Below are 22,559 nucleotides of genomic sequence, written 5' to 3'. Positions count from 1 at the left end.
CGTCGCAAGCACACTCGCGAATACCACCGCCAACGCAGCATCGAAGCCGAACGCCGCCTCAACGACGACCGCATCGCCGAACGCAACAAACCACCGCCGTTCTGATGGACACCGCCCGCGCGTCGATATTTGGCGGGTTTCCTTACTTACGAGGGGCGGTCTTGCTCTGGCATGCTGGGTGCCATGACCGAGCCGCAGTTCAGTGGCAGTGAGAGCGGCAATTCGTTTCCGCCGCCGCCGCCTCAGCCGGGTTACGTGCCGCCGCAATCGGGCCAATATCCGCCGCCGCCCGGTCAGTACCCGCCGCCCGGCCAGTACCCGCCGCCTGCAGGCGCCTATCCGCCGGCATACATGGATCCCGCGGCGCCGTACGGCAGACATCCAATGACGGGTGAACCGCTGTCGGAAAAGTCCAAAACCGTCGCGGGCCTACTGCAATTGCTCGGGCTCTTCGGACTGGTCGGCATCGGTCGCATCTACCTGGGCTACACGGGACTTGGAGTCGCGCAGCTGATCATCGGACTGGTCACATGCGGCATCGGCGCTGTGGTGTGGGGCATCATCGACGCGATCCTCATCCTCACCGACAAGGTCCGCGACCCGGAGGGACGCCCGCTGCGCGATGGCACCTAGCACCGTCAGCCGGGGGCGGCTCTACGGTGCACTGGGTGCCGGGGCCGTGCTCACAGGTGCGCTTGCATATATCGGTCTCGGCGACCCCCATCGCTCGGACTTCGGCTTCCCGCCTTGTCCGTTCAAGGCGCTGACGGGCTGGAACTGCCCGGGTTGCGGTGGCCTGCGGATGACGCACGACGTGCTGCACGGCGACTTCGCCGCCGCAGTGATGGACAACGTCTTCGTCCTCGTCGGCCTACCCTTGCTGGCGGCCTGGCTACTGGTGCGCTGGCGGCGCGGCGAATCTCTGATGCCGAAGCCCGCGATCGTCATCCTCGTCCTTGCCACACTTACTTGGACGGTGGTACGAAATTTGCCGGGATTCCCGCTGGTCCCGACGCTTCTCGCCGGTTAGCTCCCCCCGCGCTGATACACTCGACAACCGGGCCGGTGCAGTCCCGGAGCATTATTTTCCCGGACTGCGAAGGTGGCCTCGATGCTGTATTCGGCATTCCCAGAACCTCAGGGCTTCTACGACCCTGCAAACGAATCGGACTCTTGTGGTGTCGCCATGGTCGCCGACATCCAGGGTCGCCGCTCGCACGCCATCGTCACCGACGGTCTGATTGCCCTCGAACATCTCGAACACCGCGGAGCCGCGGGCGCCGAGCCCAATAGCGGCGACGGCGCCGGCATACTCATCCAACTGCCCATCGAACTGCTCACCGCGGTCGTCGAATTCGAACTGCCCGAAGCCACCGCGGACGGCTGCAACGCCTTTGCCGCGGGCATCTGCTTCCTACCTCAGGACCAAGACGCTCGCGCCGCCGCTCGCCGTCACGTCGAGGAGATCGCCTCCGAGGAGGGGCTTGAGGTCCTCGGTTGGCGCGAGGTGCCTGTCGACCCCGACGGGGCCGAAGTCGGGGTCACTGCGCTCGGCTGTATGCCTTATATGGCTCAGCTGTTCGTCACTACCGCGGAAGGCAACATCGGCGGCATCGATCTCGACCGCCGGGTCTACCCGCTTCGTAAGCGCGCTGAACGCAACGGCGTGTACTTCCCATCGCTCTCCAGCCGCACCATTGTCTACAAGGGCATGCTCACCACATTGCAGCTGCCCCAATACTTTCCAGATCTGCGGGACGAACGTTGCCGCAGTGCCATCGCGATCGTGCACAGTCGGTTCTCCACCAACACATTTCCGTCCTGGCCGTTGGCTCACCCGTTCCGGTTCGTCGCGCACAACGGCGAAATCAACACGGTAAGAGGCAACCGCAACCGCATGCACGCCCGGGAGGCGATGCTCGCCAGTTCGAGGATCTCCGGTGACCTCAGCAGGCTCTCGCCCATCTGCACACCCGAGGCCTCCGACTCCGCATCCTTCGACGAGGTGCTCGAACTCCTTCATCTCGGTGGCCGCAGCCTGCCCCATGCCGTGTTGATGATGGTCCCCGAGGCGTGGGAGAACGCCACCACCATGGACGCCGACGAACGCGCTTTCTGGCAGTTCCACGCGTCGTTGATGGAGCCGTGGGACGGTCCCGCCTGCGTGACGTTCACCGACGGCACGCTGGTCGGAGCGGTGTTGGACCGCAACGGCTTACGGCCAGGCCGGTGGTGGCGCACCATCGACGACCGCGTCATCCTCGCCAGCGAAAGCGGCGTGCTCGACGTGCCGTCCGCTGAGATCGTCGCCAAGGGCAGGCTTCAGCCCGGCAAGATGTTCCTGATCGACACCGCGCAGGGCCGCATCATCTCCGACGACGAGATCAAAGAAAACCTGAGCAAGCAGGAACCCTACGCGGAATGGCTGCACGCCGGGCTGCTCGACCTCAAGACGCTGCCCGACCGGATGCGTGTGACGCCCAACCACGAATCCGTGGTGCGACGCCAGATTGCGTTCGGCTACACCGAAGAAGACCTGCGCATCCTGCTCACCCCGATGGCCGCATCCGGCGCCGAGCCACTCGGCTCGATGGGCACGGACACCCCGACGGCTGTGCTGTCCCAGCGCTCCCGGCTGCTCTACGACTACTTTGTCGAACTCTTCGCCCAGGTGACGAACCCGCCGTTGGACGCTATCCGCGAAGAGATCGTCACCTCGATGGCGCGCGTCATGGGCCCTGAGCAGAATTTGCTCGAGCCCTCGGCCGCGTCGGTGCGCCAAATCGTGCTCAACTGGCCGGTTCTCGACAACGACGAACTCAACAAGATCGTCCACATCAACGACGACCACGAGCATCCCGGGTTGAAGACCACCGTGCTGAAAGCGCTCTACGATGTCGAACGCGGCGGCGAAGGCCTTGCCGAGGCCCTCGACGAGCTTCAGCACCGCGCTTGCGAGGCGATCACCAAAGGCGCACGCACACTTGTCATCTCGGATCGCGACTCCGACCACACCAGGGCGCCCATCCCGTCGCTGCTCGCCGTGTCCGCGGTGCATCACCACCTGGTCCGCACCAAGGAGCGCACCAACGTCGCCCTCGTGGTGGAAAGCGGCGACGCCCGCGAGGTGCATCACATCGCGATGCTTATCGGCTTCGGCGCCGCAGCGGTCAACCCGTACCTCGCATTCGAGTCGATCGAGGACCTGATCCGCGAAGGTGAACTCACCGGCGTCGAACCCGCAACCGCCGTGCGCAACTACCTCAACGCGCTCGGCAAGGGCGTGATGAAGGTGATGAGCAAGATGGGCATCTCCACGGTCGCCTCATATACAGCGGCCCAGGCGTTCGAGGCCGTCGGCATCGACAAGGACGTCATCGACGAGTACTTCACCGGCACCCCAAGCCAATTGGGCGGGGCCAGCCTCAACGTGCTCGCCGACGAGGTCAAGCAGCGGCATCGCCGGGCATATCCGGAGAACCCGACCGAGCGCGTACACCGCAGGCTCGAGGTCGGTGGTGAATACGCCTTCCGTCGCGAGGGCGAATTGCACCTGTTCACCCCGGAAGTCGTGTTCCTGCTGCAGCATTCGACCCGCACCGGCAGGCACGACATCTTCAAGCAGTACTCCGACGAAGTGAACCGCCTGTCCAGGGAAGGCGGCACGCTGAGGGGCCTGTTCGACTTCAAGAAGTCCAAGCAACCCGTTCCGCTGGACGAGGTCGAGTCTGTTGAGTCGATCGTCACCCGCTTCAACACCGGGGCGATGAGCTACGGTTCCATCTCCGCCGAAGCCCACGAGACCATGGCGATCGCGATGAACAATCTCGGCGGGCGATCCAACTCCGGTGAGGGCGGTGAGGACGTCGAGCGACTGTACGACCCGAAGCGGCGCAGTGCCGTCAAGCAGGTCGCATCCGGCCGGTTCGGTGTCACCAGCGACTACCTCGTCAACGCCACCGACATCCAGATCAAGATGGCGCAAGGCGCCAAACCTGGTGAAGGCGGCCAACTTCCGGGCTTCAAGGTGTATCCCAACATCGCCAAGACCCGACACTCGACGCCGGGCGTCGGACTGATCAGCCCGCCGCCGCACCACGACATCTACTCGATCGAGGATCTCGCTCAGCTGATTCACGACCTGAAGAACGCCAACGACACGGCCCGCATCCACGTCAAGCTGGTCAGCTCCATCGGGGTCGGCACCGTCGCCGCCGGCGTGTCCAAGGCGCATGCCGACGTCGTGCTGATCTCCGGTCATGACGGCGGCACCGGCGCGGCGCCGCTCACCAGCCTCAAGCACGCAGGCGTGCCGTGGGAGATCGGCCTTGCCGACACCCAGCAGACGTTGGTTCTCAACGGGCTGAGGGACCGCATCACCGTGCAGTGCGACGGCGGCATGCGCACCGCGCGCGACGTGATCGTCGCCGCTCTGCTCGGCGCTGAGGAATACGGCTTCGCCACCGCACCGCTGGTGGTGTCCGGTTGCATTATGATGCGGGTCTGTCACCTCGACACGTGCCCGGTGGGTGTCGCCACCCAAAACCCGGAACTGCGAGCCAGATTCAACGGCAAACCGGAATTCGTCGAGAACTTCTTCCGGTTCATCGCCGAGGACGTCCGGCGCTATCTGGCCGAACTCGGGTTCCGAAGCATCGACGAAGCCGTCGGTCACGCAGAGATGCTCGACACGGCCGCAGGTGTCGCGCACTGGAAGGCCAGGGGCCTCGACCTGGCACCGGTGTTCGCCGTGCCCGCGGACAAGAGTCAGCGCCGTCGCACGCGCGAACAGGACCACGGGCTCGACCAAGCCCTTGACCGCACGCTGATTCAACTCGCTGAGGGCGCGCTGGAAGACGCGCATCCGGTGCACCTGGAGCTGCCCGTGCGCAATGTCAACCGCACCGTCGGCACGTTGCTCGGGTCCGAGGTGACCCGCCGCTACGGCGCGCAGGGCCTGCCCGAGGGCACCATCCACGTCACGCTGACCGGATCGGCCGGGCAGTCCATCGGTGCATTCCTGCCGCCAGGTATCACGCTGGAGCTCATCGGTGACGCCAACGACTATGTCGGCAAAGGCCTTTCGGGTGGTCGGGTGATCGTCCGGCCGCCCGACGATGTGCTGTTCCTGCCCGAGGACAACGTGATCGCCGGTAACACACTGCTGTTCGGCGCGACGTCCGGCGAGCTGTATCTGCGGGGCAGGGTCGGCGAGCGGTTCGCCGCGCGCAACTCCGGTGCCCTGACCGTCGTGGAAGGCGTCGGCGATCACGCCTGCGAATACATGACCGGCGGCCGGGTTGTCGTGCTGGGCAAGACGGGTCGCAACATGGCGGCAGGCATGTCGGGGGGTATCGCGTTCGTGCTCGGCCTCGACCCCAGCAAGGTGAACACCGAGATGGTGGAGTTGCAGCGCCTCGAACCGGAGGACCTGACATGGCTGCACGGCGTCATCGCCAAGCACGCCGGCTACACCGGCAGCACGGTCGCCAAGTCGGTGCTGTCCGACTGGCCGCGGCGCAGCGCGCAATTCACCAAAGTCATGCCCACCGATTACCAGCGGGTACTGCAGGCGACGCGGATGGCCAAGGCCGAGGGGCGCGACGTCGACACCGCGATCATGGAGGCCAGCCGTGGCTGATCCGCACGGATTCCTGGAAGTGCCCAAGGTCGAGGCCGCCAAGCGGCCCGTCGATGAACGCGTCGGCGACTGGCGCGAGGTCTACGAACTGCAGGACCCGCACGAGCGGGCGGGCGAGGTGTCGCAGCAGGCCCGCCGCTGCATGGACTGCGGAATTCCGTTCTGCCACTCGGGCTCTGCGGGCTGTCCGCTGGGCAACCTGATTCCCGAGTGGAACGACCTGGTCCGAAGGGGCCGTTGGGATGCGGCCAGCGAGCGGTTGCACGCCACGAACAACTTCCCGGAGTTCACCGGCAGGCTCTGCCCGGCGCCGTGTGAGGCGGCCTGTGTGCTGTCCATCGCCGAGGAGCACACCGGCGGCAGCGTCACCATTAAAAGGATCGAGCAGAGCATCGCCGACCAGGCCTGGATGGACGGCATCGTCGAACCGCAGCCCGCCGCGATCACCACGGGCAAGAAGGTCGCCGTCGTCGGTTCCGGTCCCGCGGGTTTGGCTGCCGCACAACAACTCACCAGGGCGGGCCACGACGTCACCGTATACGAACGTGACGACCGCATCGGCGGCCTGATGCGCTACGGCATTCCCGAGTACAAGCTCGAGAAGCGCACGCTCAACCAGCGGCTGGCCCAAATGCGGGCGGAGGGAACCCGGTTCGTCACCGAGACGGAAGTCGGTGTCGACGTCACCGTCGAACAGCTCAGGAACTCCTACGACGCGATTGTGCTGGCCGTCGGTGCGCTCAGGTCACGCGACAACGACGTCGAGGGCCGCCACCTCGAGGGTGTGCACCTCGCGATGGAGCACCTGGTGCCCGCCAACAGGGAGTGCGAGGGTGGCGGGCCCAGCCCGATCTCGGCCAAGGGCAAGCACGTCGTGATCATCGGCGGCGGGGACACCGGCGCCGACTGCCTGGGCACCGCGCACCGGCAGGGTGCTGCGTCGGTGACCCAACTGGACTACAACCCGGAACCACCGGAGTATCGCGACGAATCACGCTCGCCGTGGCCGATGTGGCCGATCGTGCTGCGCACCCGGCTTTCGCCTGCACACGCCGAAGGCGGCCACCGGAAATACGAGGTCGCGGTGAAGCGGTTCCTCGGCGACGGACGCGGCCACGTGCGCGCGCTGGAGATCGCCGAGGTCATGGTCGAACGCGATCCCGACGGCCACCGGCGCATCACACCGGTCGGGGAGTCGCTTGAGATTCCCTGTGAATTGGCACTGCTGGCGATCGGCTTCGACGGCGTCGAACACATGCCACTGTTGGACGGCCTCGGACTGGAACTCAATCGGCGCGGCGCTTTGCCATGCGGATCGGATTGGCAGACAGACGCCCCCGGCGTGTTTGTCTGCGGCGACGCGCACCGCGGGGCGTCCCTGATCGTGTGGGCCATCGCCGAGGGCCGCAGCGCCGCGCACGCGGTCGACACCTACCTGATGGGGGAGTCGGACCTGCCGGAACCGGTCAAGCCAGGAGCGCTCCCGCTGGCCGTCATCTGAACCGATTCACGACTATGCTTCTCGGCGTGAATAGACGCGGAAAGATCGTCTGTACGCTCGGCCCGGCCACCGCCAACGACGAGACCTTGAAGGCGCTGGTTGAAGCCGGGATGGACGTCGCACGGCTCAACTTCAGCCATGGTGATTACGCCGACCACGAGGCCAATTACAAGCGGGTTCGGGCCGCCTCCGACCTGACCGGGCACGCGGTCGGCATCATGGCCGATCTGCAGGGCCCCAAGATCCGGCTCGGCCGGTTCAAGGACGGCCCCATTTTCTGGGCCAACGGTGAAACCGTGCGGATCACCGTCGATGATTGCGAAGGCACTCACGACCGGGTGTCGACCACCTACAAGCGACTGGCCGAGGACGCCACGCCGGGAGACCGGGTGCTCGTCGACGACGGCAACGTGGGCCTGCTCGTCGAGCGCATCGACGGTAACGACGTGGTCTGCACCGTCACCGAAGGCGGTACGGTCAGCAACAACAAGGGCATGTCGCTGCCGGGCATGAATGTCTCCGCGCCCGCGCTGTCGGACAAGGACATCGAGGATCTCGAGTTTGCCCTGAAACTCGGCGTCGACCTGCTCGCGCTGTCGTTCGTCCGCTCGCCTGCCGACATCGAGTTGGTGCACGAGATCATGGACCGCGTCGGCAGACGGGTGCCTGTCATCGCCAAGCTCGAAAAGCCGGAAGCCATCGACAATCTCGAGGCAGTCGTGCTGGCATTCGACGCGATCATGGTGGCCCGTGGGGATCTCGGCGTCGAACTGCCGCTCGAGGAAGTACCGCTGGTGCAGAAGCGGGCCATCCAAATGGCAAGGGAGAACGCCAAACCCGTCATCGTCGCCACTCAGATGTTGGAGTCGATGATCGAGAACTCGCGTCCGACGCGTGCCGAGGCGTCGGACGTCGCCAACGCGGTGCTCGACGGTGCCGATGCGGTGATGCTCTCGGGCGAGACCTCGGTGGGCAAGTATCCGCTGGAGGCCGTCAAGACGATGGCCCGGATCATCTCCGCGGTCGAGGAAAACTCGGTCGCCGCTCCGCCCCTCGCGCATGTGCCCCGCACCAAGCGCGGCGTCATCTCCTATGCCGCCCGCGACATCGGTGAGCGGCTGGACGCCAAGGCGCTCGTCGCGTTCACGCAGTCGGGCGACACCGTGCGAAGGCTCGCGCGGTTGCACACCCCGTTGCCGGTGCTGGCGTTCACCGCGCTGCCCGAGGTGCGTAGCCAGCTGGCGCTGACGTGGGGCACAGAAACGTTTATCGTGCCGCACATGACGAGCACCGACCAGATGATCCGGCAGGTGGACAAGTCGTTGCTGGAACTCGGCCGCTACAAGCGCGGTGAGCTGGTGGTCATCGTGGCTGGCGCCCCGCCCGGCACAGTAGGCTCCACCAATCTGATCCATGTGCACCGGATCGGGGAGGAAGACGTCTAGCCACAGGAGGTAGGAGTGTCGACAGCAGATTTCCAGGAGCTGCTGGCGGTGCTCGACCTCAACCGCATCGATGACGACCTGTTCGTGGGTGCGCATCCGAGCAAGAACCCGGTGCGCACGTTCGGCGGGCAGATGCTGGCGCAGGCGTTCGTCGCGGGCAGCCGAACCGTGTCGGAAAAGCTGCCGCCCGCCAGTGTCTCGGCGCATTTCATCGCGGGCGGCGACCCTGACAAGGATCTCGAGTTCCGCGTGGTGCGGCTGCGCGACGAGCGCCGGTTCGCCAACCGCCGGGTGGACGTGATGCAGAACGGCCAGCTGCTGACCAGCGCGATGATCGCCTACCTGGCCGGCGGTCGCAGCATCGAGCACGGTATCGAAGCGCCCCAGCTGCCCGACCCAGAGTCGGTGCCGCCCGTCGACGATTTGCTGCGCGGGTACGAAGACGTCGTGCCGCACTTCGTCAACGCGCTGCGGCCGATCGACTGGCGCTACACCAACGATCCGACCTGGGTGATGCGCGACAAGGGGGACAGGCTCGCCTACAACCGGGTATGGATGAAGGCCGAGGGGACGATGCCCGACGACCCGGTGCTGAATTGCGCTGCGCTGGTGTATGCGTCCGACACCACTGTGCTCGACTCGATCATCACCACGCACGGGCTGTCGTGGGGCTACGACCGGATTTTCGCCGTCACCACCAACCATTCGGTGTGGTTCCACCGCCCTGTGCGGTTCGACGAATGGGTGCTGTACTCGACGTCTTCTCCGGTGGCGGCCGACTCGCGTGGCCTTGGCACCGGACACTTCTTCGACCGGTCCGGACAGCTGTTGGCCAGCGTCGTGCAGGAAGGCATCGTCAAGTATTTCCCCGGCGCAAACAGGTAGCGGGCGTAACCTTTTGCTGTGAGCGATTCACGCGTCAACATCGCGCCACGGTTGTGGGCCCGCGAGCGTGTCGTCGTCCACGTCGATTCGCCTGCCGCCCGCTGGATCGGCGCGTTGGCTGTGCTCAGCCTGTTCTGCTGGTTGGTTCTTCTGCTCACCCGTGACCATGACCGCGACTGGCACGCCGCGGGCCGACTGGCGTGGTCGCTGACCGTGCTGGCCGCAGTGGCTCTCATCGCCCGCGGCATCTTTCTCGGCAGGCCGGTGACCGCGGCGCACGCTTGGTTCGCGTTGGCCGCAACACTTGCCGGTCTGGGCGCACACATGCTGGTGTTCGACCTCCTCGGCAACTTCCTCATCGCATGTGCCGGTGCGCTGCTGATGTGGCCGACCGCGGCGCGGCCGAATCCCGCTGACCAGCAACGGATTTGGGCTCTGGTTAATGCGACGACCGGCGACCCGCTCGCACCGTTCGCGATGCAGGAGAAGAAGTGCTACCACTTCAGTTCGGACGGCGCGGCGGCCATCGCGTACCGCACCCGGATCGGCTACGCGGTGGTCAGCGGCGACCCTGTCGGCGATGAAGACCGGTACGCCGAGCTAGTCGCCGACTTCGCCGCGATGTGTCATGCGCGCGGCTGGCGGATCGTGGTGCTCGGCTGCAGCCAGCGGCGGCTGGAGCTGTGGGCGGACGCGACGGTGCTCGGCCAGTCGCTGCGGGCGGTGCCGATCGGTCGCGACGTCGTCATCGACGTGGCCGCCTTCGACATGGTGGGGCGCAAGTACCGCAACCTGCGTCAGGCGGTCAAGCGCACCCACAACTTCGGCATCACCACCGAGGTGGTGTCCGAACAGCGGCTCGACGCCTGCATGCTCGCCGAGTTGAGCGACGTGTTGCTGGCGTCGCCGAAGGGCGCGCGGGTCGAACGCGGATTCTCGATGTGCCTCGACGGTGCCCTCGAGGGTCGCTATCCCGGTGTCTGGTTGATCGTTGCCCGGGACAGGGATGGGCGGGTGCAGGGTTTCCACCGGTACGCGACGGCCGGACGGGGCGGTGAGGTGTCACTCGACGTGCCATGGCGGCGCCGCAGTGCACCCAACGGCATCGACGAACGGCTGTCGGTGGACATGATCGCGTGGGCCCGCGACCGGGGTGCGCAGCGGCTGTCGCTGGCCTTCGCGGCGTTCCCCGAGATCTTCGACGACAAGAACCGCGGCAAGATATCGAGCCTGATCTACACGGCGATCCACCTCGGGGACGCGCTGATAGCGCTCGAGTCGCTGTACCGCTACTTGCGCAAATTCCGCGCGCTCGGGGACCGTCGCTATGTGATGGTGTCGCTGACCCAGACTCTTCCGCTGTTGATCGTGCTGTTGTCGCTGGAATTCATGCCCCGCCGTCGCCGATTGAGCTAAGGGCTCGGGGTCAACGTCACCGAGAATTGGTTCTCGACGCGCTCGCGGAACTGGTCGGCGCACTTCTGGATCTCCTGCTCATTGGAGCCCGCCTTGGACACGCACTCGACGTAATCTGAGCCGCCGACCTCTCTGAACATTCCGTACCAGATCGGAATGAAGACCAGGGAGATCACGATCGCCAAGATTCCCAACACGATTCCGGCGATTGCCACGCCGCCATTGGTGGCCTCGCCGCGCCTGACCCGCCCTCGCGCGACGATGCCGAGGATCACCGCCACCAGGCCGAGCACCACACCGCCGGCAACGGACCAGCAGAGCACCAAGCCGACGATCGCGACCACCAGCGCCGCGATGCCGAGGCTGTTTTTCGGCGCCATCGGCGGTGGCGCGTAGCCGGCGTAGGGCTGCGGTGGCGGCGGCGGGTAGTAGCCCGGATATGGCCCCCACTGAGGTGGTGGCGGTGGCGGCGGCGATTCGCTCATGCCGGTGAGATTACTCGTCGGAGCTGAGATTCAAGACCGGACAGACAACCTCGTCCGGCAAGTGGTGGGTGGCGACCACCACGGTCCGGTCGGGCGGGAAAAACGCGCCGGGGGTGAGGAGTTCGGTTAACAGGCGGCTGCTGTCGGAGGCGTCGAGGTGCTCGGTCGGTTCATCGAGCAACACTGTTGGCGCCGGGCAGATCAATGCCCGGGCCAACAGCAGGCGTCGGCGTTGTCCCGCCGAGACGGCCGCCGCTCCACCCACCAGCACGGTCGAAAGGCCGTCAGGCAGCGCGTCGAGCCAGTCGCCAAGCCCGACCCGGCACAGCGCATTTCGCAACTCGTCGTCGCCGGCGTCGCCCCGCGCGACAAGCAGATTGTCGCGCACGGTGGTCGAGAACAGATGTGCGTCTTCCGCGAAAAATGCTTCATCCGAGGGGGTTTCGGCCATCGTCATCAACAGCGTGGTCTTACCGGCGCCGCTCGGTCCGGTGACAGCGAGCCGACCGCCGGGTGGCACACGGATGGGTGTCGCCCGCGGTCTTGTCCGCGTGTCGTCGTCGGCGACCGTTAGGCCGCGCAGTCGCAGGGCCGCCAGCCGGGAGCGGGTGAGTTGTATTGCCGCCGCGGGCAGTGCGGTGGTGGCCTCGAACGCCGACAGCGGCAACAGCATCAGTATCGCCGCGGTCATCGGCGCGACCGTGTCGGCGATTCCGATCGCGGTGACGACGGCGCCGAGCACGCTGACCCCAAGGGCCGCAGTCGGTACGGAGGCGGCAACGGCTGCCGGTGCGGCGGCCCTGTCGGCAGCAGCACCCCACGCGCTATGTCTGCGTGCTGCTTCGGCGATGACCTCGTCGAGCCGACCGGCCACCCGCAACTCCGGCGCGTGGTCGAGCGCCAGCATCACCGCGACGTCACGGTCCGAATGATGCTGAGCCGCCACATCTTCCGAAGCGGTGGCGGCGCGCGCGGCCAACCACGGCGCGGCCACGCTCGCAAACAGCAGGCAGATCGCGAGCACCAGCGCCGCGGCGGGTGAAATGGCCGCGATCACCGCGACGGCGGCTACCGAAAGCACACCGGCAACGGCGATCGGCAACACCGCGCGCACCAGCACGTCGGACAGCTCATCGACCGATGCGCCGATGCGCGCCACCAGTTCACCGCTGTGCAACCGCATCGCGACCTTGGCAGGCGCATCGGCCAGCCTCCGGTACAAGCTTTCACGTGTGTCCGCCGCGGCTCGCAGCGCCGTGTCGTGGGCAGCCAGCCGCTGGCAATAGCCGAGCACACCGCGCGAGATCCCAAGTGCGCGCACCGCCACCACCGCCACCGACAAGTCGAGCACCGGCGGCATCTGCCAGGCGCGGGTGATCAGCCACGCCGCCACCCCGGCCAGCGCCAGCGCGCTGCCCAGCGACAGCACGCCCAGCGCGACGGCCAGCAGCAGCCGGGGCAACCTGGGACGCAGCAACTCAAACATCGGCCAGGCTCCCCATGTGCACCACTCGGTCGCCTATCGCCAACACCGGCTCGCGGTGACCGACCACGAGCACGCTCGCCCCGGCGCGGGCACGAGCGACGATGGCCTGCAGCACCCGGTTTTCCATCCGTGCGTCCAGATGAGATGTCGGCTCGTCGAGCAGCAGCACCGTGGCCGCAGAACCGAACACCCGCGCCAGCCCGAGCCGTTGGCGTTGACCCAGCGACAAGCCGTCGCCGTCCCGGCCCAGAACGGTGTCCAGACCGTCCGGCAGCACTGCCAGCACCTCGTCGAAGCCCGCGGCGCGGCAGGCGGCCTCGACGTCGGTCAGTGGCCCGAACAACTCGAGGTTCTCACGCACGCTGCCGGGTATCAGTACGGGACGGTGCGCCAGCCACGCCACCTGGCTCCACCACGGCTGCGGCTGCGCGGAATCGAGTCCCAGCATGTGATGCAACAGCGTGGTCTTGCCGACGCCGTTGGGTCCGGTCAGCACCGTGACCACCCCTGGTTCCAGCTGGAGGTTGAGCGAGGGCGGCTCGGCAGGTTGGCGCTGCAGTGAGTCGAGCAACTGAAATGCTTTGTCGGCGGCCGTCTTTCCGTCTTGAGCGGCATGGAATTCCATGCCGACCCGACGAAGCGGCCAGAACACCTCGGGTGCCAGCAGCAGCGCGGTCAGGCCGGCGGCCAGTGTCATGTCGCCGAACACCAGGCGCAATCCGACCCCGACCGCGACCAGCGCGACGCCAAGGGTGGCCAACAGTTCGAGCACGAGTGCCGACAGGAACGCGATGCGCAACGTCGACATCGCCGAGCGCCGATGGGCGGCACCGAGTTCGGCGATCCGCTGTGCGGATCCACCCACCCTGCCCAGTGCCCGCAGGGTGGGAATGCCCGCCACCAGGTCGAGCAGGCGCGACTGCAGCGTGGTCATCGCCGCCAGCGCGGCAGCGGACCTGTCGCGAGTGAGCAACCCGATCAGCACCATGAAGATCGGGATCAGCGGCAGCGCGATCACGACGACGATCGCGGACTGCCAGTCGTAGATGGCGATCGCCACCACCGCGGCGGGGGTGAGGATGCCTGCGAGGAACAGCGAAGGAAGGTAGGCGGTGAAATAGGGGCGTAGCCCGTCGAGCCCCCTGGTGATCAGCGTGGCGGCGGCGTCACGGTGCCGGGCAAGTTCGCGCGGCGGTAGCGCGGTGACGCGACCCAGTACTTCGCCGGCCAGGTCGGCGATCACGGCCGTCGCGCCTCGTTGTGACAGCCTGCCCTGTAGCCACTGCGCGACCACGCGGATCAGCCATAGCGCCGCGAGCATCCACAGCGGCCCTGCCCAATGCGCCACCGTGCGGGAGGACTGGTCGGTGATGACGCCTGCGACGATGTCCGCAAGCACCACGGCCGACGCGATGGTGGCACCGCTGATCACCACGCCGCAGGCCACCGATGCGACAAGGAAGCGCCGCATCGCGCCGGAGGCTTGGAGCAGGTTCAGCGCGACCGCCTCGCTAGTCCGATGGACGCCGGTATCGCGTCGGCGGTGATCCGGCGGCGGAACACCCAGTAAGTCCAGCCCTGGTAGATCATCACCAGCGGCAGCAACGTCAGTGATGCCCACGACATGATCTTCAGCGTGTACGGGGTGGAGGACCCGTTGGCGACGGTCACGCTCCAGTCCGGGTTGAGCGTGGACGGCAGCAGGTTGGGATACATCGACCCGAACACGAGCACGGCCACGGCCGCGATAACCACGACCATCGCCAGAAAGGCGAGCCCTTCGAAACGGTGAGCCCACATCAGCGCGACGGCGCTCAGCAGCGCGGCGACCGCGACCGCCAACGGCAGCCACGTCCACGCCTTGCCGTGAGACAACTGCGTCCACAGCGCGAATCCGCCCGCGAACACCACGACGGGCGCGGACAACAACCGCGCGAATCGGAACGCGTCGTCGCGCACCGGACCGGCCGTCTTCAATGCGATGAATACCGCGCCGTAGAAGGCGAACAATGAGACGGTGGCCAGTCCGCCGAGCAGCGTGTACGCGTTGAGGACGTCGCCGATGGCAAGGTGAACGCGATGGTCGGCGTCGATGGGCAAGCCGCGCAACAGAATTGCGAACGCCACACCCCACAGGAGCGCCGGCAACCACGATCCGATCGCGATCGCTGCATCGGCGCGTGCCCGCCACGTCGGGTCATCGATCTTGCCGCGCCATTCGATGCCGACGATGCGCAGGATCATCGCGAACAGGATCACCAACAGCGGTAGGTACAGGGCCGAGAACAGCGTCGCGTACCAGTTCGGGAACGCGGCGAACATTGACGCGCCCGCGGTGATCAGCCACACCTCGTTGGCATCCCAGACCGGTCCGATGGTGTTGAGCACTGCGCGCCTACGGGTTTCGGGATCGCCATCACCTGCCGCGCCGAGTGGTGCCATCAGCATGCCGACCCCGAAGTCGAATCCCTCGAGGATCAAAAAGCCCAGGAACAGCGCTGCGATCAGGACGAACCACAATTGCTGAAGTCCCACGATGTCGTCCTCTCAGTAGGCGAAGGACAGGGGAGCCACGTCGTCGGACTCCGGTGACACAGGCGGGGCGGGTTCGGAGTCGTGCTCGAGCGGACCCTCGACCACATAGCGCCGCATCAGCCAGAACCAGACGACCGCCAGTGCGCCGTAGAGCAACGTGAAGACGGCAAGCGAGAAGAAGACCATGCCCGCCGTGTGATCGGACACGCCTTGCTGCACCGTCAACCGCACCATCTGATCACCGGTTGGGTTGGGCGCCACAACCCAAGGCTGTCTGCCCATTTCGGTGAACACCCAGCCGGACGAGTTGGCGAGAAACGGCGCGGGAATGGTGGCGATGGCGAACCACCCGAACCAGCGCTGGTCGGGGATTCGGCCGCGACGCGTCAGCCACAACGCCAGCAGCGCGAAAGCGACTGGGACGGCCAGTAATCCGATCATGGCGCGGAACGCCCAATATGTCACGAAAAGGTTCGGTCGGTAGTCGCCAGGGCCGAATCTCTGTTCATAGGACTGCTGTAGGTCCTTGACGCCCTCGAGTGTGACGCCCTCGAACTTGCTCTCGGCCAGGAACGGGAGCACGTACGGCACTTCGATGACGTGGGAGACGCTGTCGCAGTTGTTGTGCGTGCCGATGGTCAGGACGGAGAAGTCGGGGTCGGTTTCGGTGTGGCACAGGGATTCCGCGGACGCCATCTTCATCGGCTGCTGGACGAACATCAGCTTGCCCTGGAAGTCGCCGGTGAAGAAGAGCCCACCCGCGGCCACCAGCACGACGAGGCAGCCCGCGATGGTGGCGGGCCGGTACATGGTCAGCGCTTCATCGGCCTGCTCGGGTCGCCGGCGTGAGCGCACCATGAGCCACGCCGAAACCCCGGCGACGAACGCCCCTGCGGTGAGGAACGCTCCGGTGACCGCGTGCAGGAACGCCCAAATGGCGGTGTTGTTGGTCAACAGCGCGCCGAAGTCGACAAGCTCGGCCCTGCCGGTCTCCGGATTGAACTTGGCGCCCACCGGATGCTGCATGAACGAGTTTGCCGCGATGATGAAATACGCCGAGGCGTTGACGGCCACCGCGACAATCCAGATGCACGCGAGGTGCACCATCCGCGGCAACCGACTCCAGCCAAAGATCCACAGCCCGAGGAACGTCGACTCGAAAAAGAACGCGACCAGCCCCTCGAACGCCAGCGGCGCACCGAAGATGTCACCGACGAAGCGCGAGTACTCGCTCCAGTTCATCCCGAACTGAAACTCCTGCACGATCCCGGTGGCCACCCCCATCGCGAAGTTGATCAGGAAAAGTTTCCCGAAGAATCGCGTCAGGCGGTACCAGCCGGTGTTGCCGGTGATGACCCACGCGGTCTGCATCGCTGCGATGAGCGGGGCCAGCCCGATCGTGAGCGGGACGAAGATGAAGTGGTAGACGGTGGTGATGCCGAACTGCCACCGTGATACGTCCAGCGCGTCCATGCGACCCTCTTCCGTGGCTGTAGCACCAGACTACGACGGAGAGTAGTAGATCGAAAGGTGCGTTAGCTCACCGTGTCGGTGGGCGTCGCGACCGTGGGAGTCGACTCCTTGCTGGCCTTGCGGATGCCGAACGCTGACACCACTTCGAACACCCCGATGACGACCAACCAGACGCCCACCACGAAGGTGAGGGTGGCGATCGACTCGAACGGCCATGCGAGCATCACCACCCCGGCGATCAGGCTGATCACGCCGATGAAGATCTCCCATGCTCGGCCGGGCAGCGTCGCATCACTGATCGCCGAAACGGCGGTCGCGACCCCTCGGAAGATGAACCCGACCCCGATCCAGATGGCCAGCAACAGAATCGAGTCCGCCAGGCTGCGGAAGCACAGCACGGCCAGAATCAGCGCCGCCGCGCCGCTGAGGAACAACAGAACCCGTCCGCCTGCCGACACGTGCAAGGCGAACGCGAATATCACCTGAGCGATACCGGTGACCAATAGGTAGGCGCCGAAGAAGATGGCCGCAACGACGATCGTCTTGCCTGGCCACGCCAGCACGAGAACGCCGAGAATCACCGCAAGAATGCCGGATAGCAGGGCGGACTTCCACAGATGCTGCAGCATTGCGGGAGGAGCAGGACTTTCCATGGCCGAAGTGTGGCATAACCGGCGCAAATTGACGCGCATTTCGCCAATTGTTCCGCTTCACGCAAAGGGCCTGCGAGTGCGATCGCAAATGCAGACCGACAGCGCTGCGCTAACGAGAATGCAGTAACGATAAACGTGTTCGCTACGATGAGCAGACGAAACGTTCCGTTCAGCACAGCTGGTCAATCCCCATGGGCAAACAAGGAGTGAGGATGACGAATTCGGCGATTGGCCGCACTACAGGCTGCCTCGTTGCGGCCCTTTTCATCGCGGTCGGCGCGGCCGTGTCCATCGCCCCAGCGAATGCGGACCCGGTCTATGACGCAAAATTCCTCGATTACCTCGATGCCAAGGGCGTGCCGTTCAAGAACAGAACGGACATCATCCGGACCGCCAAGCGGTTCTGTCTCGACATGGGACGCCAGGGCGGGTCGGTGTGGAAGGTCGGCTACCGACTGATGAAAGATCAGGGCTGGACCGAGTCTCAGGCCGAAACGTTCATCCAGGGGGCGGTCCCGACGTACTGCCCGCAAGCCTGGGGCTGAGTTACAGCTTGATCGCTGGCTTCCGTTCTCCTGCCAGCGCGTTAGGTCTCTACTACTGTTCCGGTACCGGTGCTGCGCGCCGGATCCACGAAGCAGAAAGTAGAGGCAACCGTGTCAGCTGGATGTCAAAGCGGACCAAAGAAGTTCTGGCGCATCGCGGCGGTGTTTGCTGCGAGCAGCGCCCTTGTGCTGTCGGGATGCTCGAGCAAGAGCGAAGAGGCCGGGCCGACGACGGCCACCACGGCGGTGAACGCCCAGAAGGTCGATGCGATCGCCAACACTGTGCCTGAGGCCATCAAGTCGTCAGGGAAGCTGGTCGTCGGCGTCAACATTCCGTACGCGCCAAACGAGTTCAAGGATCCCAGCGGCAAGGTCGTCGGCTTCGACGTCGACCTGATGAACGCGATCGCGGCGACACTCGGGCTGCAGGCGGAGTTCCGCGAGGCGGACTTCGCGAAGATCATCCCGTCGATTCAGGGCGACACGTTCAACGTCGGCATGTCGTCCTTCACCGACACCAAGGAACGTGAGCAGACCGTTGACTTCGTCACGTACTTCTCGGCAGGCATCTTGTGGGCCCAAAAGCCAGGCGCGGGTATCGATCCCAACAACGCGTGCGGCAAGAAGGTTGCGGTGCAGGCTACGACGACAGAGGAGACCGACGAGTTGCCTGCCAAGAGCAAGGCGTGCACCGATGCAGGCAAGCCGGCAATCGAGATCATGAAGTTCGACGGCCAGGACGCGGCCACCAACGCCGTTGTGCTCGGCCAGGCCGACGCGATGTCAGCTGACTCGCCGGTGACGCTCTACGCCATCAAGCAGAGCAACGGCAAGCTCGAGGCCGCAGGCGAGATCGCCGACGCCGCACCGTATGGCTGGCCCGTGAAGAAGGGCTCGCCGTTGGCGCAGTCACTCAAGCAGGCACTCGAGCATTTGATCGAGAATGGCCAATACAAGCAGATCGCCACGAACTGGGGTGTCGAAAAGGGTGTTATCGACAAGCCAGTGATCAACGGCGCGATCAATTGACGCTGGCGGTGGAGAACTGAAATGACCGTTGTCGACTCGTCGCCATCCACCAGCCCAGCCGCCATTGACGCGGTCCCACTGCGACATCCGTGGCGGTGGGTAGCGGCGGTCGTCATCGTCATCCTCGTGTTGCTGTTCGTTTACGGGGCAGCGACCAACGATGCGTACCGCTGGCCGGTATTCGCCGAATATCTTTTCAACGACCGGATCATGACGGGTGTAGGGAACACCCTGCAGCTGACCGTCTACTCGATGGTGTTGGCCATCGTGTTGGGTGTCATCCTCGCAGTGATGCGGCTGTCGCCGAATCCGGTGTTCCGGTCCGTGTCGTGGGTGTACCTGTGGATCTTCCGCGGCACGCCGATATACGTACAGTTGGCGTTCTGGGGGCTGATTCCGACGATTTACCAGAATATTCGGCTTGGCATTCCGTTCGGGCCGGCCTTCTTCGAAATACACCTGACCGATCCGAATTATTTCGTCCTCGCGATGCTCGGCCTCGCACTGAACGAGGCAGCGTATATGGCCGAAATCATCCGTGCGGGAATCAGTTCGGTGCCAGAGGGTCAGTCGGAAGCGTCCACGGCGTTGGGAATGTCGTGGGGCATGACCATGCGCCGAACCGTGCTTCCGCAGGCGATGAGGGTGATCATCCCGCCTACCGGCAACGAGGTCATCAGCATGCTGAAGACCACTTCGCTGGTGACGGCCGTGCCATACAGCTACGACCTGTACAGCATTGCGATGCGTGAGATCGCCGCGCGGGAGTTCGAGCCCGTACCGTTGGCTTTGGTGGCCGCCGCCTGGTATCTGGTGGTGACCAGCATCCTGATGGTCGGCCAGTTCTACCTGGAGCGATACTTCTCGCGCGGGGCAAGCCGAAAGTTGACAAGCAAACAACTCGAGGCGCTGGCGAAGGCACAGACGGGAGAGCCGCATCCATGACCGCGCCGATGGTGAAGGCAGAACAGGTCTGCAAGAGTTTCGGTGCCCTGCAGGTGCTGAAGGGCATCACACTGGAGGTCCGCAAGGGCGAAGTGCTGGTGATGGTCGGCCCGTCCGGTTCGGGCAAGTCGACGTTCCTGCGCTGTATCAACCATCTGGAGCAGGTCAACGCGGGCCGCCTGTATGTCGACGGTGAACTGATCGGTTATCGCGACAAGGGCACCAAGCTGCTCGAAATGTCACCGCGAGACGCAGCGAAGCAGCGCCGCGACATCGGCATGGTCTTTCAGCACTTCAACCTGTTTCCGCATCGGACGGCGCTGGAGAACATCATCGAGGCGCCGGTGCATGTGAAGAAGGTCAAGAAGAAGGAGGCCGCGGAGCGGGGCCGTGACTTGCTCGACCAAGTTGGCTTGGGAGAGAAGGCAGGCGCTTACCCGGCGCAGTTGTCGGGCGGACAACAGCAGAGGGTGGCTATCGCTCGCGCGCTTGCGATGAATCCCAAGCTGATGCTGTTCGACGAACCGACGTCTGCTCTCGATCCTGAGCTGGTCGGTGAGGTGCTCGGCGTGATGAAGAAGCTTGCGCAAGAGGGCATGACGATGGTGGTGGTCACACACGAGATGGGGTTTGCCCGCGAGGTCGCCGACCAACTGGTGTTCATGGACGGCGGCGTCGTGGTCGAGAACGGGCCTCCCCGCGAGGTGCTCAGCAATCCGCAGCACGCACGCACGAAAGCGTTTCTGTCCAAGGTGCTGTAGCAGTGCATGACCGGGATCCGGCCACCCCGCTGTGGCGGGCGGCGCAGGTGTTCCGCCTGCTGAGTTGCCTTTATGCGCTCGGGTTCCAGCTCGCGATCAACGACGACCTCGATCATCCAGCCGTCGGCTGGCTGTTGTTTTCGGTGCTGATCGGCTGGAGCGCGGTGTGTGCCGCCGGGTACCTGCAGGGGTTCGGCCGCAGGCTCGCATGGGTGCTGGCCGAGATCGTGGTCGTGCTGGCACTGATCGGCTCCACCGCGGTCGTCGCATCCGATCAGTGGGCACTGGTCAACCAGTCCTGGCCGACGACACTCTGGGCCACCAACGCGACGATTTCGGCGGGGATCCTGGCCGGTCCCGTCCCCGGCATGCTCACCGGCGTGGCGGTGATGATCGCCTCGTCGGTCGTCAAGGGCTTCTTCAATTACGACCTGGGCCGTAACGCAACGATCGTCATCGAACTCGCTGTGGGCCTGGCAGTGGGGATGGCCGCACAAACGGCGCGACGTGCCCACGCAGAACTCGAACGGGCAACCAAACTCGCCGCGTCGCAACAGGAACGGGACCGGCTGTCGCGTCAAGTTCACGACGGCGTGATCCAGGTGTTGGCGCTGGTGTCCCGGCGTGGTCGTGAAATCGGCGGAGAGACAGCTGATTTGGCGGAGCTGGCGGGTGAACAGGAACGCGCGCTGCGCCGGTTGGTCAGCTCATCCGAGGTCGAACCGCGGCCTGGAGCCAGCGCCGATCTCGGGGCGCTGTTGCGGCGGCGGGCGTCCGACAGGGTCTCGGTGAGCGTGCCCGCGAACCCAGTGCTGCTCGACTCCGTGGTGGCGGCCGAGTTGTGTGCCGCGGCGGGCAACGCGCTGGACAACGCGGCGGCGTACGCGGGGCCCGATGCCCGCGCCTACGTCCTGCTGGAGGATCTTGGCGACTCGGTGACCATCAGCGTCCGCGACGACGGCGTCGGCATCGCAGAAGGCAGGCTGGAAGCGGCGGCCGCGGAAGGTCGCGTCGGCATCAGCAAATCAATTGTCGGACGGTTGAATTGGCTGGGCGGCAGCGCGAAGCTGACCACCGGGTCGGGATGTGGGACGGAATGGGAGCTGACGGTACCCCGACAGTGATGGTCGTTGACGACCATCCGATCTGGCGCGACGCGGTAGCCCGCGACCTTGCCGAGCACGGCTTCGCGGTGGTCGCGACGGCCGACGGGGTGGCCGCCGCGCGTCGCCGCGCCGCGGTGGTGCATCCCGACGTGGTGGTGATGGACATGCGACTGTCCGACGGTGACGGCGCGCAGGCCACCACAGAGGTGCTCGCGGTGTCACCCTCGACGCGAATTCTGGTGCTCTCGGCGTCCGACGAACGGGACGACGTCCTGGAAGCAGTAAAAGCAGGCGCAACAGGCTATCTCGTCAAGAGAGCGTCGAAGCAGGAGCTCGGCGACGCGGTGCGCGCGACGGCCGACGGACGCGCCGTGTTCACGCCGGGCCTGGCCGGGCTTGTGCTTGGGGAGTACCGCCGCATCGCGCAGACCCCCGGCACGGGCCTCGACACCCCGAGCTTGACCGAACGCGAGACAGAGGTCCTGCGCTTCGTCGCCAAGGGGCTGACGGCCAAGCAGATCGCGGCGCGTCTGTCGCTCAGCCACCGCACCGTGGAGAACCATGTCCAAGCCACCTTCCGCAAGCTGCAGGTCGCCAATCGGGTGGAACTGGCCCGCTATGCGATCGAACACGGCCTGGACAAAGACGAGTAG

At 65.5% G+C, this 22,559-nt stretch carries 19 protein-coding genes; 13 read left to right on the top strand and 6 right to left on the bottom strand.

The genetic code is table 11. From position 1 onward, the window contains the following. The first annotated feature begins 183 nt into the window (after positions 1–183). From ACGFK1_RS27245 to ACGFK1_RS27215, 7 genes are all read left to right on the top strand, one after another. Entirely contained in the window at positions 184–633 is a 450-nt protein-coding gene (locus ACGFK1_RS27245; protein WP_393436925.1) for a TM2 domain-containing protein, read from the top strand. Then, complete coding sequence (locus ACGFK1_RS27240) at positions 623–1,030, top strand: DUF2752 domain-containing protein (protein ID WP_393436922.1); 408 nt, start codon at positions 623–625, stop codon at positions 1,028–1,030. Before ACGFK1_RS27245 ends, ACGFK1_RS27240 begins: the two co-directional genes overlap by 11 nt. A gap of 81 nt (positions 1,031–1,111) precedes the next feature. After that, positions 1,112–5,641: a glutamate synthase large subunit gene (gltB, locus tag ACGFK1_RS27235; RefSeq protein WP_393436919.1), complete on the top strand. Its 4,530-nt coding sequence runs from the start codon at positions 1,112–1,114 to the stop codon at positions 5,639–5,641. Further along, positions 5,634–7,142, top strand: coding sequence for a glutamate synthase subunit beta (locus tag ACGFK1_RS27230; protein WP_393436917.1), 1,509 nt, complete (start codon positions 5,634–5,636; stop codon positions 7,140–7,142). Before gltB ends, ACGFK1_RS27230 begins: the two co-directional genes overlap by 8 nt. A 26-nt stretch (positions 7,143–7,168) precedes the next feature. Further along, positions 7,169–8,587: a pyruvate kinase gene (pyk, locus tag ACGFK1_RS27225; RefSeq protein WP_393436949.1), complete on the top strand. Its 1,419-nt coding sequence runs from the start codon at positions 7,169–7,171 to the stop codon at positions 8,585–8,587. A gap of 15 nt (positions 8,588–8,602) precedes the next feature. Continuing rightward, positions 8,603–9,472, top strand: coding sequence for an acyl-CoA thioesterase II (locus ACGFK1_RS27220; protein ID WP_393436914.1), 870 nt, complete (start codon positions 8,603–8,605; stop codon positions 9,470–9,472). 18 nt (positions 9,473–9,490) lie between these two features. Then, positions 9,491–10,888 (top strand): bifunctional lysylphosphatidylglycerol flippase/synthetase MprF, encoded by a 1,398-nt coding sequence (locus tag ACGFK1_RS27215; protein WP_393436911.1) that lies wholly within the window; start codon positions 9,491–9,493, stop codon positions 10,886–10,888. On the opposite strand, the gene ACGFK1_RS27210 is transcribed toward ACGFK1_RS27215, so the two are convergent. The 6 genes from ACGFK1_RS27210 to ACGFK1_RS27185 form a co-directional block, all read right to left on the bottom strand. Then, on the bottom strand, positions 10,885–11,373 hold the full coding sequence (locus ACGFK1_RS27210; protein WP_393436908.1) for a DUF4190 domain-containing protein: 489 nt from the start codon (positions 11,371–11,373) through the stop codon (positions 10,885–10,887). The genes ACGFK1_RS27215 and ACGFK1_RS27210 overlap by 4 nt on opposite strands. Positions 11,374–11,383: 10 nt before the next feature. Then, positions 11,384–12,859, bottom strand: coding sequence for an ATP-binding cassette domain-containing protein (locus ACGFK1_RS27205; RefSeq protein WP_393436906.1), 1,476 nt, complete (start codon positions 12,857–12,859; stop codon positions 11,384–11,386). Continuing rightward, a complete protein-coding gene (locus ACGFK1_RS27200) occupies positions 12,852–14,330 on the bottom strand; it encodes an ABC transporter ATP-binding protein/permease (RefSeq protein ID WP_393436946.1) in 1,479 nt (492 codons plus the stop codon). Before ACGFK1_RS27200 ends, ACGFK1_RS27205 begins: the two co-directional genes overlap by 8 nt. A gap of 23 nt (positions 14,331–14,353) precedes the next feature. Then, the gene (gene cydB / locus ACGFK1_RS27195; RefSeq protein ID WP_393436903.1) at positions 14,354–15,394 is read right to left on the bottom strand and encodes a cytochrome d ubiquinol oxidase subunit II; all 1,041 of its coding nucleotides are present in this window, start codon (positions 15,392–15,394) and stop codon (positions 14,354–14,356) included. A gap of 12 nt (positions 15,395–15,406) precedes the next feature. Beyond that, on the bottom strand, positions 15,407–16,867 hold the full coding sequence (locus ACGFK1_RS27190; RefSeq protein ID WP_393436901.1) for a cytochrome ubiquinol oxidase subunit I: 1,461 nt from the start codon (positions 16,865–16,867) through the stop codon (positions 15,407–15,409). A 62-nt stretch (positions 16,868–16,929) separates the two neighbouring features. After that, positions 16,930–17,520 carry an HdeD family acid-resistance protein gene (locus tag ACGFK1_RS27185; RefSeq protein ID WP_393436898.1) on the bottom strand — a complete coding sequence of 197 codons (591 nt, stop codon included), beginning with the start codon at positions 17,518–17,520 and terminating at the stop codon, positions 16,930–16,932. Positions 17,521–17,732: 212 nt separating this feature from the next. Between ACGFK1_RS27185 and ACGFK1_RS27180 the strand changes: the two genes are divergently transcribed. From ACGFK1_RS27180 to ACGFK1_RS27155, 6 genes are all read left to right on the top strand, one after another. Then, positions 17,733–18,065 carry a DUF732 domain-containing protein gene (locus ACGFK1_RS27180; RefSeq protein ID WP_393436895.1) on the top strand — a complete coding sequence of 111 codons (333 nt, stop codon included), beginning with the start codon at positions 17,733–17,735 and terminating at the stop codon, positions 18,063–18,065. Positions 18,066–18,176: 111 nt separating this feature from the next. After that, the gene (locus ACGFK1_RS27175) at positions 18,177–19,094 is read left to right on the top strand and encodes a transporter substrate-binding domain-containing protein (RefSeq protein ID WP_393436892.1); all 918 of its coding nucleotides are present in this window, start codon (positions 18,177–18,179) and stop codon (positions 19,092–19,094) included. A 21-nt stretch (positions 19,095–19,115) separates the two neighbouring features. Next, on the top strand, positions 19,116–20,039 hold the full coding sequence (locus ACGFK1_RS27170) for an amino acid ABC transporter permease (RefSeq protein ID WP_393436889.1): 924 nt from the start codon (positions 19,116–19,118) through the stop codon (positions 20,037–20,039). Positions 20,040–20,047: 8 nt separating this feature from the next. Then, complete coding sequence (locus ACGFK1_RS27165) at positions 20,048–20,800, top strand: amino acid ABC transporter ATP-binding protein (RefSeq protein WP_393436944.1); 753 nt, start codon at positions 20,048–20,050, stop codon at positions 20,798–20,800. 2 nt (positions 20,801–20,802) lie between these two features. Continuing rightward, a complete protein-coding gene (gene macS / locus ACGFK1_RS27160) occupies positions 20,803–21,924 on the top strand; it encodes a MacS family sensor histidine kinase (RefSeq protein WP_393436887.1) in 1,122 nt (373 codons plus the stop codon). Beyond that, positions 21,897–22,559 (top strand): response regulator, encoded by a 663-nt coding sequence (locus ACGFK1_RS27155; RefSeq protein ID WP_393436884.1) that lies wholly within the window; start codon positions 21,897–21,899, stop codon positions 22,557–22,559. Before macS ends, ACGFK1_RS27155 begins: the two co-directional genes overlap by 28 nt.

The organism is Mycobacterium sp. NPDC048908 (genome assembly GCF_043197955.1).
In the GTDB taxonomy this organism is placed as follows: domain Bacteria; phylum Actinomycetota; class Actinomycetes; order Mycobacteriales; family Mycobacteriaceae; genus Mycobacterium.
This window is presented reverse-complemented; position numbering and strand designations above follow the sequence as displayed.